This window comes from Acinetobacter terrestris, assembly GCF_004331155.1.
Classification (GTDB): Bacteria; Pseudomonadota; Gammaproteobacteria; order Pseudomonadales; family Moraxellaceae; genus Acinetobacter; species Acinetobacter terrestris.
Genome location: NZ_SJNZ01000011.1, coordinates 99,855 through 111,723, shown reverse-complemented (window position 1 = coordinate 111,723; position 11,869 = coordinate 99,855). Strand labels below are relative to the sequence as shown.

Genomic DNA, 11,869 nt, shown 5'->3' with positions numbered 1-11,869 from the left:
CAATACGCTTTCAAATAATGATCATATGGATTGGTATTTATATAAAATCAGGCATTTAATTGAGAATGCCTTTGCTAGATTAAAGCAATTTAGAGGAATTGCCACACGCTATGACAAGCTAAAGCGAAGCTATGAAAATTCTGTTGCCTTAGCTTGTATCTTTATTTGGCTACCATTATAAAATGTCAACAGACCCTACTGAAAAATAATTTTTTTAATTTAATTCCATAAAATTGATTTCTTGAAATAATTGCAAGAAGATATTTACTAGGTAGAGGTTGCACTTTAAGTTAGACAGTTAAAGCTGGATCATTGAAGTCATCAGGCTTTAACCGTATTAACCAAAAAAACCAAGCAAAAAGTCCGATCTTCAGGAGAGGACTTTTTAGTCAAATTTTTATATATCTTTATATATCTGAGTTCCCAAACAACTTAGCCAAAGCCTCTTGCTCAATTACTTGCCAAATTGCATAAGAATGTACACCGATATAACTTTTGGTTGATGATATTCCTTTTATTTTAAACCCTATGCATATTGGGTTAATGATTTTAACAAGATAAAACCGTATATTGATCAGGATATTTTCTGCGACTTGTCTTATTTATGTTTTTAAAAATTTCGACTATCGCTCTTATTCCTTCGCTGATTATTCAAGGTCATGCAGTCAAAAAAAATACCTTATGCTTGCCAGAGCCTGAAGGAAACCGTCAGGGGATCATTGGAACAGGAAAAGCACTGTCTATTTTAATTTTGGGTGATTCGGCAGCCGCAGGTGTCGGGGTCCAAATTCAGGAAGATGCTTTACTGGGGGCTGTGTTGAACCAGTTGAAAGATCAATACCACATCAGTTATATGCTGGAAGCAAAAACAGGGCTTAGTACTGGACAAGTGATTAAAACGGCCAAAACGATGTCGGCTCAACATTTTGATGTGGTGGTTACCTCTGTCGGGGTAAATGACATTACCAAGCTGACGTCACCTAAAAACTGGATTAAAAAACAGCAGCAACTTTATGCAGAAATTAATCAGAAATTTACCCCTGAACTGATTATTGCTTCTGGTGTACCGCCTATGAATATGTTCCCGGCTTTACCCAATCCACTGGCCTGGTTATTTGGCCAATATGCCAAAGCCATGAATGAAACACTTGATAAATTTGTTCAACAACAAGCCAATATGCAATGGATTGAATATGATTTGGAACAATTTAAACTGCTCAATTTAGAAATGGCAGCCGATGGTTTTCATCCCAGCAAGGAAATCTATACACTTTGGGGACAACAAATGGCAGATAAAATCCGTCAAATGTTTTAAATTAAGCTAAAGACTGATCAATGGGCTGTTATGACCACCGAACTGGAAATTGAAACTCATCCGCTTGAACCGTTCTTACCAGAAAATGCCAAATTACTGATGATGGGCAGTTTTCCGCCCCCTAAAAACCGCTGGAAAATGGAATTTTATTATCCAAACTATCAAAATGATATGTGGAAGATTTTTGGTTTGGTTTTCTTTCAAAATAAAGAACACTTTTTAGATATCGCAAACAAAAAATTTAAGGAACAGCAGATCCGAGATTTTCTAAATGAAAAAGGCATCGCGATTTTTGATACGGCATATCAAATCGTTCGCCTAAAAGGCAATGCTTCAGATAAATTCCTGCAAATTTCCAAGCCGACTGATTTAGCCAAGCTGCTACAACATATTCCACAATGTCACAGCATTATGACCACGGGTGATAAAGCGACAGACACGCTGATGCTTTCCATGCCAGAAGATACTGAAAAACCGCAAATTGGAAAGTCTTCAAAAGCACATTTTGCTGAACGCGATCTGACTTTATATCGTATGCCTTCATCTTCAAGAGCTTATCCTTTAGCAATTGAAAAGAAGGCTGAAGCCTATGCTCAGTTATTTAAGGAAATAGGCTTACTTTAAGTAAGTCTTGGAGATAACTTGAAGATAAAAAGCATCAAAGATTTTATTGTTTAAAAGGCATCATTTTTGGATATTTGACCCATCTAAAAGACTGCACAGTAAAATCCCGTACATGGGTAAAATCAGACCAAATCAATTGACTGCCTTTGGTCCATTTTAGACTTTGAATCCGTCGTGAAATTTGAGCCAGTTCTTCTGCATTGGCCAGACGAAGGTCGCCAATTTCCACATATAGCCGCACACCGGGATAATCACTAAACTGACCTTTAAATAAAGATTTTAACCAAAATAATCGGCTGCTATTGACTGCCTGAATGCAGGCTTTGCTATTTTGCGGCAAATTCTGTTGCAAAGATTCCGTATAGGTATCAAAGAAAAAGCCGCTTTGGTTTTCTCTAAGAAATAAAGTGCCTATAGGTGTTATTGTTGGCTGCAACTGTGCATCAACCGTGGCAATAGAGCAGTGCATGGCGGCTTTTTGAGCATCATTCATCACTTTACCAATATGCTGCCATTCTTGTTTATTCATTGTGATTTTCCTTCTTATTATTTTTTAATAGTATTCAATAGGATGAAAGTAATTGGAATACAATTATATCTATCTGAGTGGTCATCCGTAACAATACTTCATTGGAAAGTTAAGTGTCTTGATCAGAAGCCTTTGATACTTTGCAAAGCTTACCGAGGCGATTCAAATGAAAGGTTTTGAATGACACCAAAATCTATCCGTCATATTCCACATAATCCCAAAGATTTAAACGGGATTTAATTTCACGGCGAATATCGGGCAGCATGGGTAACAATGTGCCATCAATCCATAGACTTAAAGCCTGAGCAGAAATTTTCTTTTGATCACCACCTACAATTTGAGCGCCTTTAACCAAGAGCAAGGTTTGTTCATTTGCTTCAGTTTCAATGCCTTTAAATAACACCTGCAATTCCGAACCGGTATCCTGAATCATCCATTCCAATTCCAGTTGAATATTTTCACTGGATTTCAAAACAGCCTGACCTTCAAGAATTTCAGAATCAGATAGGCAGTCATATTCCACACGGACTTTGGCTAGAAACCATTCTTGATGCCCAAGCTCATTCAGTGTTTTGTAGGGCGTTAAAATATCACTTAAATTAAATTGACGACTTAAATCAAAAAATTGCATTGCAGAGGGTCACGATCAGGAGATAAATGAGTTAAAAACTCGAAAAATGCAATGTTAAAGCAAATCAGGAAGTGAGTAAAAGCATTGTGCTAATTGATCTGAAATATGTATAAATAGCCTTCAATCTCTTATAAGTCATAATGAGATTAATCAAAGAATTACCATGCCCGATTGATTTAAAAGATTCACAACATTTAGACAAATGAAGCTGTCTTCTGCGCTTAAATGCGCGCACCGTGAGGGCAATAAAAAGCGTATGTGTATTTAAATGTCACTCATTTGTCATTACATCAGCCATTCAATCGGGAAGTAAGACACCGCTTTAATGGCAAATCTTTGGAATTTTGTGCTTTCAGGGTCATGGCTGTATTCAACGACAGATCCATCTTTTTGATGATCGAGCCAAATCACTTCCCCTTGTGCGTCGAGTTTTAATTCATAAGCAATTTGCGGTAAATATTGATCCAGTGATGTAGAAATCTGGTCTTGAAGCACATCTGATTCAACCACCAAGCCGACTTCAGTGTTTAAATTGGCTGAACGCGGATCAAAGTTAAATGAACCAATAAATACCATGCCGTCGATATCAAAGAATTTTGCATGCAGGCTTGAGGCATTTTTATTTTTGGCGGGAATCACATTGCCTGTGACCACTTCATACCAGGTACGTTTATTACGCTCAATATAAGGCTTAAATTCATGAATTTTGACCCCGCCTTTCAGCAAATCATGGCGATATTTCTTATAAAAGGCATGTACCACGGGAACATCATTGGCCAGAAATGAATTGGTCAGGACCCGAACCTCAACATTGTTTTTGACCAGCTCGGCTAAATAATCTGTACCTTTACGGGTCGGCACAAAATAGGCAGAAACCAGTTCAAGATGCTGCTTGGGTTCCCCCATAATATTCAGCATCTGACGATAAATCAGTTGATCTCCGGATGCCTCTCCACGAATTTTATTCGGCGAGTCTGCGATAAAATGTGCTTTGGCCCAATTGATGGGACGGTCTTTTAAGTGCTCATTGATTTGCTTTTCCGCCAATTCAATCCGTCTTTTCAACTGATCTTTTTGTAAAGCTGTCAGTTCATAATATTTGCGCAATTTGCTCAGTTGCTCTTGAGTCGCATTGCCCAGCAGCTGCGGAACTGAATAGCTTAAATCATCATTCCAGAAGTCCTGAAACACTTGGTTGGCATTGTCGACTGCATTTCCATAGAACAAGATATCCATGTCGGTAAACTGGAAATTTTCACTGGCATCAAAGTATTCGCGACTGATGTTGCGCCCGCCGGTTACAGCGATAGCCCCATCAGCAATAATCAGCTTGTTGTGCATACGGTGGTTGATGTTTTTTAGACGGAATGCGTAATCAATCACCCGCAATTTTCTGAATTTATAGGGGTTAAACAGTTTGATTTCAAAGTTCGGATGTTTTGCCAGTTGTTTTAAGGTGAAATCAAGTTGGGTTCCGTTCTGATCATCAATCAATAAACGGACTTTCACTCCACGATCTGCTGCTTTTAAAAGCTCGGCCAGCATCAGATGTCCAATTGAATCATCTTCCCAAATGTAATACTGCAAATCGAGATTATGTTGCGCTTTATTAATCAGATGAAGTCTTGATGCAATGCTGATAAAGGCATCATCCAGCGTCAAATAAGCCGTTAGGCCTTGCGCCATTTGTGTATCAGCATTGGAACCGTTTAACCAGTGTTCAGCATGAACGTGTATAGGAGATTGCTTTTTTGATTCATTCATCGGCAAACTGCATCCTGTCAGTGTGATGACTGCAAATGAAAGTAAGACAGCTTGAGTAGATTGTCTAATCTGCATAATTGTTATGAAGTCATAAAGTTATACGTACATATTATCATCATGTTAGAGGTTGAATCTGATAATAAAAAGCGGTTACTGTAGCTCATCTGTTAAAGAATCAAATAAAGGATGGTATTTCATGAAATCACGTGCTGCAGTCGCATTTGGTCCGGGTCAACCCCTTCAAATTGTTGAACTGGATGTTGCTCCACCGAAAGCAGGTGAAGTCCTGGTCAAAATTACCCATACCGGTGTATGTCATACCGATGCCTTTACTTTATCGGGCGATGATCCTGAAGGTGTTTTCCCGGCAGTATTGGGTCATGAAGGTGCAGGCATTGTGGTAGAAGTTGGAGAAGGCGTGACCAGTGTTCAACCGGGCGATCATGTGATTCCACTTTATACTGCGGAATGTGGTGAATGTTTATTCTGTAAATCTGGAAAAACCAACCTTTGTGTGGCTGTACGTGCAACCCAAGGTAAAGGCGTTATGCCAGATGGCACAACCCGTTTCTCATATAATGGTCAGCCGATTTACCACTATATGGGCTGTTCAACCTTTAGTGAATATACCGTGGTTGCTGAAGTGTCTTTGGCGAAAATCAACCCGGATGCAAATCCTGAACATGTATGTTTGTTGGGTTGCGGCGTAACCACAGGGATTGGTGCGGTACATAACACGGCAAAAGTTCAGGCAGGTGACTCGGTTGCCGTGTTTGGTTTAGGCGGTATTGGTCTTGCGGTTGTGCAAGGTGCCCGTCAAGCTAAAGCAGGCCGTATTATTGTGGTTGATACCAATCCTGAAAAATTCAAACTTGCTGAAGAATTTGGTGCGACAGATTTCTTGAATCCGAAAGAATATGACAAACCGATTCAGGAAGTGATTGTTGAAATGACCGGTTGGGGCGTAGACCACTCATTTGAATGTATTGGCAACGTCAATGTAATGCGCTCTGCTCTTGAATGTGCACACCGTGGTTGGGGACAATCCGTGATTATTGGTGTAGCCGGTGCAGGTCAGGAAATTTCGACCCGTCCGTTCCAGTTAGTGACAGGTCGTAAATGGATGGGTACAGCATTTGGTGGCGTGAAAGGTCGTTCACAACTTCCCGGCATGGTTGAAGATGCTATGAAAGGTGAGATTCAACTTGAACCTTTTGTCACGCATACCATGGGTCTAGACAAAATTAACGAAGCTTTTGACTTGATGCACGAAGGTAAATCAATTCGTACAGTGGTACATTTCAAAGACTGATCTTCTGCAAAATAAAAAACGGGCAATATGCCCGTTTTTTTATATCAACGTGTTTAAGCAGTTGCTTTAATGACTTCTGCAATAGACTCAGCGACATAATCAATATTGCTTAAATTTAAGCCGGCAGCACACATACGGCCACTGCGCACCAGATAGATCGCATATTGATCTTTTAAGATATCAACCTGTTCAGCCGTTAAGCCGGTATAACTAAACATGCCTTGTTGTTTGACCAGATAACTAAAGTCACGTTCAGGCAAAGCTTGGCTTAATTTTTCATTCAATATTTGACGCATCTTAATAATACGTTCGCGCATTTCAGTCAGTTCAGCTTGCCATTGTGCAGTCAGATCAGCATCATTCAGCACATTATCCACCAGCAAGGCGCCCGTCGTTGCCGGGCTTGAGTAAATACGGCGTACAGTGGCTTTTAATTGCCCCAATACTTTTTGTGCAGTAGCTTGATCATCACACACAAAAGTTAAACCGCCAATCCGTTCGCCATAAAGCGAGAAAATTTTAGAGAATGAATTGCTGACAATGAAATTCATCCCGGCTTGATCTAAAGCGCGAATGGCATAAGCATCTTGTTCCAGCCCTTGACCAAAACCTTGATAGGCAATATCCAAAAATGGAATCAGGTCCTGTTGTTTCAACACTTCAATCACTTGATCCCATTCAGCCGTGGTTAAATCTGCACCTGTCGGGTTATGGCAACAAGGGTGTAACAGCACAATGCTTTTGGCAGGAAGCTGGCTTAATTTTTCCAGCATAGCCGGAACATTCACCCCATTGGTTGTTGCATCGAAATACGGATAGAAATGCGTGTGAAGACCCGCCCCATTAAAGATGGCAATATGATTTTCCCAAGTCGGTTGGCTGACCCAAACATCAGATTCAGGAAAATATTTTTTAAGAAAATCGGCACCGACTTTAAGTGCGCCTGAACCGCCCAAAGTTTGAATCGTTACCGCACGTCCATCAAGACGCGCCTGACTGTCTTGACCTAAAACGAGGGCTTGAGTGGCTTGGTTATAAGACTTCAAACCATCCATCGGTAAATAGAGCTTGACCTGATCATTGCTCGCTTCAATATTTTTATAAGCCGCTTTAACGGCATTGAGTTGAGGAACAATATTGTCTTCATTGTAATACAAGCCAATACTTAGATTAACTTTATGAGAGCGTTGGTCTTTTCCAAATTCTTCCATCAAAGAAAGAATCGGATCACCTGCATAAGTATCAACATGTTGGAACATGAATACATCCTTCGTTATATAGAGTAAACAAATCAAGCCTTCGGAACAGAACGCATTTTATCTTTTAATGCCAATTGAGGGTCCGTTATTTTCTTATTTTTGAAAAAATAGGCAATCGATAGGACTGCAATCCAGACCGGAATCATCATCACCGCAATGCGCATATCTGGGGTTTGGCTCATAATCAGCAAAATACCGCACATAAAAATGATGCACAGATAATTGGTAAAAGGGTAGGCAATGCTTGGAAATTGCGTCGGTGCATTCATGGCGATCATGTGTTTTTTGAATTTCAAATGCGTATAGGAAATCACAACCCAGTTAATCACAATTGCTGCGACCACCAGCATCATCAGCAGGCTAAAGGCTTTTTCAGGGAATAAATAATTGATCAATACACACATTAATGTAAAAAATGCCGAGACCATGACTGCGTTGACTGGAATGCCCCGTGGATTAATTTTGCTTAAAAACTTGGGTGCATTGCCTTGTTGAGCCAAGCCTAACAGCATACGGCTGGTGCAATAGTTGGTACTGTTATAGACAGAAACAGCGACAGTCAGCACGACAAAATTTAAAATTGTCGCCACGGTTTGGCTTCCCAGAGAGTCAAAGATCAGTACAAAAGGGCTGCCGCCTTGCGCCATTTGATTCCATGGATAAAGCGATAAAATAATCACCAGACTTAAGATATAAAATAACAGGACCCGATACACAATCTGGTTGATGGCTTTAGGTGAAGTTTTTTGCGGATTATCCGTTTCTGTAGCGGCAATGCCGACCAATTCAATGTTACCAAAAGCAAATATAATCATCACCATTGCCATGACCAATCCCATAACACCATTCAGGAAGAAGCCGCCTAATTCCCATAAATTTTGCAGACTCGATTGTGTACCACCACTACCAGTTGCGAGTAAATAGCTGCCAAAAGCAATCATGACAATAATGGCCAATACTTTAATAATGGCGAGCCAAAATTCCATTTCACCAAATAATTTTACATGTAACAGATTAATTACATTAATGAAAATAAAGAAACCCAGTGCAGATACCCAGGTCGGAATTTCCGGCCACCAGTAATGAATATACAGACCAATCGCACTCAATTCAGCCATGCAGACCAGAATGTTCAGTACCCAGTAATTCCATCTAGATATCCGTAATTGTTTTTTTGTAACTGAGATTTTTTAAACATCAAACTGCGAAAATAAAAACTAATTTTATTTTATTTATTAATATTTTAAATTATTCGTTTTGAGAGAAAAGATGAAAATTATTAAATCAAAATTAACCTTGGTACATAATTAAAGCTAAATGATTAAGGCATCAATCTGTTATAAGGCGTTCTTCGTCTACATATAAAAGTATAAAGCTCAATCTTCTCATATTTTTTAAACAATATATAAGTAAAAGTTGACTGATTTATGTATTTTTATTTTAGATAAAACGCTTGTCAAAGTGATGAATACAGCGTATTTTAATTTTAAGACACATACTTTTTTGAAGAAATAAAGATGTTAAAGCAACCAGTCATCTCAAACGCACGTTATTATTTTTGGCAATTTAGATAATTGCCTGAACGCGTTCGGGCAAGAAATGGTTGCCCACCCAGTTTATAACCTGATCGGCAACCCTGATCAGGTTTTTTTATGCTTTATTTTTTTATATATTTTTGGAGTTACTTCATGAAAACATTAAATTACTCATATTTTAGCAGCTCTTATTGGTTTTATTTTAGTCAAATGATGAATCTTGCCTTGCCATCCATTAGACCCATAACGCTCAAATAAAAGATTGGACTGAAAATAGTCCCCAGGAAAGACCAATGAATGCTTTAAATACTGCTTTACAACAAACGCAAACGACTGCAAAAGAAACCATTTTAAGTTTGCCTCACCAATTAAAGGCACAATTGCCTTTATCTGCAAAACTGGCTCAACAAATTGCCGAGCAGCGTCAAACCATTCAAAACATTTTAGATGGCAAAGATCATCGTTTAATGGTGGTGACAGGTCCATGTTCAATTCACGATCCCATTTCTGCGCTTGAATATGCTGAAAAATTACAACAATTACAAAGCAAAGTAGCGGATCAAATTTTTCTGGTGATGCGTGCCTATATCGAAAAACCACGCACAACAATTGGCTGGAAAGGTTTTTTATATGACCCAAATTTAGATGGCTCATCGAATATGCAACTAGGCTTAGAAAAGTCACGTGAGTTATATCTGCAAATTATCGAAATGGGTTTACCGATTGCCTCAGAGATTCTAAGCCCGATGGCAACCGCTTATTTCGATGACTTGCTGGCTTGGGGTGCAATTGGTGCACGGACCAGCGAATCACAAATTCACCGTGAAATTTCAAGCCATATGCCGTACAGCATCGGTTTCAAGAACGGCACAGATGGCTCCATTCAAATTGCGCTGGATGCCATTCAATCGGCTGCACATCCACATGAATTCATGGGCATGAGTCAGTCAGGCTTACCGTGTATTTTAGAGTCGCAAGGCAATCGCAAAGCGCATCTGATTTTACGTGGTGCCAATTCAGGCCCAAATTACCAGTTGGCCGAAATTGAAAAAATTAAGGAAAAGGCCAAAGGGGAACTGCCGGCTTTGGTGATTGACTGCAGTCATGGTAACAGCCATAAAAATCCCTTATTACAAGCTGAAGTTTTACGGACTATTGTAGCTGAATGCACTAATAGCAATGTCCGTGGCGTAATGCTCGAAAGCCATCTGGTCGATGGTCAGCAAAAGATTTCGTGTGAGATGACTTATGGTCAATCTGTAACGGATGGCTGCTTAGGTTGGGATAAAACACAGCAACTTTTAGTGGAGGTTGCCGATTCACTGCGTGTTTCTCAATTAAAGCGCAGTGCTTAAGATTTCTTAAAAAGTATACTTGTTTTCTGATGCAGCCCCGTTCATCGGGGCTGCATCGTTGCTGATCAATACATTTATGTTATCTGTTTAAATTTAGAACCCTATTTTGTTGATGCCCTATACATTTTTTATGAATTCTTTTAACTGATTAAAATTAACAAATTTGAGTCATCTACGTTCTTTAGGCACAATAATAAAAAATGATTCCAAGTAACAACTAAGTAATAACTAATTGTTTCATAAATACAATTCGCTATAGATGTGGCTTGGTCGTTAGAGATGCTTTTAACTGGGGGGAAAAATATGTATAGTGCAGAATTACTGGAAGAAGCACGTAAAATAATATTTCATATGCTGACCAAAGTGGTGGAATATGGCGGTTCGGACTTATTTATTTCAGCAGATTTTCCGCCCAGCATTAAACATCAGGGTCTAATGAAACCTATTGGACAACAGGCATTGACGGCAGATAAAACCAAATTATTTGCCTATAGTTTAATGAACGAAAAACAACAGCAAGAATTTGAAAAAGAACTCGAATGTAATTTTGCCATTAGTGTGCCTAACGTTTCGCGCTTTCGTATTAATGTGTTTCAACAACAGTTACAAGTGGGCATGGTCATTCGTACCATTACCGCGGAAATTCCAAACTTTGCCCAGTTAAAACTTCCTGAATCACTCAAAGACGTGATGATGGCAAAACGCGGCTTGGTACTGGTCGTGGGTGCAACGGGTTCGGGTAAATCAACCTCTTTAGCCGCCATGATTGATCATCGTAATGAAAATTCAGCCGGGCATATTATTACGGTTGAAGACCCAGTTGAATTTGTACATAAACATAAGAAATCCATGATTACTCATCGTGAAGTCGGTGTAGACAGTCACTCATGGCACAATGCTTTGAAAAACACCTTACGCCAAGCGCCCGATGTGATTTTGATTGGGGAAATCCGTGATACTGAAACCATGGAACATGCGATTGCTTTTGCGGAAACCGGACATTTATGTTTGGGAACGCTACACGCGAATAATGCCAATCAAGCACTTGACCGGATTATTAATTTTTTCCCTGAAGAGCGAAAAAATCAGTTATTGATGGATTTGTCATCAAACATGAAAGCGATTATTTCCCAGCGTTTGGTACGAACTCAAGATGGCAGCGGTCGTCGTGCTGCCATTGAAATTTTGCTCAATACGCCGCTGATTGGCGATAATATTCTTAAAGGTCAATTGCATGAACTGAAAGAAATCATGAAAAAATCCCGTGAATTGGGCATGCAAACTTTCGATCAGGCTTTATTTGATTTGTATAATGAAGGTGCTATTAGCTATGAAGAGGCCTTGCGTAATGCAGACTCCATGAATGAATTACGTTTACAGATCAAATTAAAAAGTCCAAGAGAAGATCAGTCTGTACCTGGTTCAACAGCATCATTTAGCATGCTGCAGGAAAGTAATCCTGAAGAAAGTAAAACCAAGGAAGAGCACCAAGCTTAGTTGAGTCATGTTTTAAAATAATAATTTAAAAATTATTAAGTGAAATTA

At 39.3% G+C, this 11,869-nt stretch carries 10 protein-coding genes and 1 pseudogene; 6 read left to right on the top strand and 5 right to left on the bottom strand.

From position 1 onward, the window contains the following. The 3 genes from E0H81_RS08120 to E0H81_RS08110 all read left to right on the top strand — a co-directional run. A partial coding sequence (locus tag E0H81_RS08120) for a transposase (protein WP_165492607.1) occupies positions 1-181 on the top strand: 181 nt, incomplete at its 5' end. Between the two features lie 423 nt (positions 182-604). Continuing rightward, positions 605-1,315 carry an SGNH/GDSL hydrolase family protein gene (locus E0H81_RS08115; protein ID WP_131318051.1) on the top strand — a complete coding sequence of 237 codons (711 nt, stop codon included), beginning with the start codon at positions 605-607 and terminating at the stop codon, positions 1,313-1,315. A 30-nt stretch (positions 1,316-1,345) separates the two neighbouring features. Beyond that, positions 1,346-1,939 (top strand): uracil-DNA glycosylase family protein, encoded by a 594-nt coding sequence (locus E0H81_RS08110; RefSeq protein ID WP_131318049.1) that lies wholly within the window; start codon positions 1,346-1,348, stop codon positions 1,937-1,939. A 43-nt stretch (positions 1,940-1,982) separates the two neighbouring features. Here E0H81_RS08110 and E0H81_RS08105 read toward each other — a convergent pair whose 3' ends face one another. From E0H81_RS08105 to E0H81_RS08095, 3 genes are all read right to left on the bottom strand, one after another. Continuing rightward, positions 1,983-2,468, bottom strand: coding sequence for a pyridoxamine 5'-phosphate oxidase family protein (locus E0H81_RS08105; protein WP_131318047.1), 486 nt, complete (start codon positions 2,466-2,468; stop codon positions 1,983-1,985). Positions 2,469-2,661: 193 nt separating this feature from the next. Further along, the gene (locus tag E0H81_RS08100; RefSeq protein ID WP_131318045.1) at positions 2,662-3,099 is read right to left on the bottom strand and encodes a hypothetical protein; all 438 of its coding nucleotides are present in this window, start codon (positions 3,097-3,099) and stop codon (positions 2,662-2,664) included. A 285-nt stretch (positions 3,100-3,384) separates the two neighbouring features. Continuing rightward, entirely contained in the window at positions 3,385-4,938 is a 1,554-nt protein-coding gene (locus E0H81_RS08095; protein WP_131318043.1) for a phospholipase D family protein, read from the bottom strand. A 121-nt stretch (positions 4,939-5,059) separates the two neighbouring features. Between E0H81_RS08095 and E0H81_RS08090 the strand changes: the two genes are divergently transcribed. Further along, the gene (locus E0H81_RS08090) at positions 5,060-6,175 is read left to right on the top strand and encodes an S-(hydroxymethyl)glutathione dehydrogenase/class III alcohol dehydrogenase (protein ID WP_131318039.1); all 1,116 of its coding nucleotides are present in this window, start codon (positions 5,060-5,062) and stop codon (positions 6,173-6,175) included. A 53-nt stretch (positions 6,176-6,228) separates the two neighbouring features. Here the strand turns inward: E0H81_RS08090 and E0H81_RS08085 are convergent, their stop codons facing one another. Beyond that, the gene (locus tag E0H81_RS08085; protein WP_131318037.1) at positions 6,229-7,434 is read right to left on the bottom strand and encodes an amino acid aminotransferase; all 1,206 of its coding nucleotides are present in this window, start codon (positions 7,432-7,434) and stop codon (positions 6,229-6,231) included. Between the two features lie 32 nt (positions 7,435-7,466). Further along, positions 7,467-8,594: pseudogene (locus E0H81_RS08080) on the bottom strand (amino acid permease); the annotation flags it as partial. 668 nt (positions 8,595-9,262) lie between these two features. Between E0H81_RS08080 and E0H81_RS08075 the strand changes: the two are divergent. Further along, positions 9,263-10,324, top strand: a complete 1,062-nt coding sequence (locus E0H81_RS08075) for a 3-deoxy-7-phosphoheptulonate synthase (protein WP_131318035.1) — start codon at positions 9,263-9,265, stop codon at positions 10,322-10,324. Between the two features lie 303 nt (positions 10,325-10,627). Further along, a complete protein-coding gene (locus E0H81_RS08070) occupies positions 10,628-11,821 on the top strand; it encodes a PilT/PilU family type 4a pilus ATPase (protein ID WP_131318033.1) in 1,194 nt (397 codons plus the stop codon). Positions 11,822-11,869: the final 48 nt, after the last annotated feature.